A 243-nucleotide genomic window follows, 5' to 3' on the forward strand; every position below is an offset into this window, starting at 1 on the left:
GGCTGGTCAGCGACGGCATCACCCTGGCCGTGGGCGGCTTCGGTCTCTGCGGCATCCCCGAGGCGCTGATCGCCGCCCTGAGAGACACTGGCGCCCGCGAACTGACCGCCATCAGCAACAACGCCGGGGTGGACGGCTTCGGCCTCGGCCAGCTGCTGGAGACCCGGCAGATCCGCAAGATGATTTCCTCCTACGTCGGCGAGAACAAGGAATTCGAGCGCCAGTACCTCGCCGGCGAACTGG

General features: G+C 67.5%; 1 protein-coding gene. It reads left to right on the forward strand.

Features of this window, described 5'->3' with window-relative positions; translation table 11 throughout:
* Nucleotides 1-2: 2 nt before the first annotated feature.
* Nucleotides 3-243 (forward strand): CoA-transferase (locus FS767_RS22515; protein ID WP_305986826.1); only part of this gene is annotated, 241 nt, incomplete at its 3' end.

It is taken from the genome of Pseudomonas sp. DE0010 (genome assembly GCF_007680745.1).
In the GTDB taxonomy this organism is placed as follows: Bacteria; Pseudomonadota; Gammaproteobacteria; order Pseudomonadales; family Pseudomonadaceae; genus Aquipseudomonas; species Aquipseudomonas parafulva_B.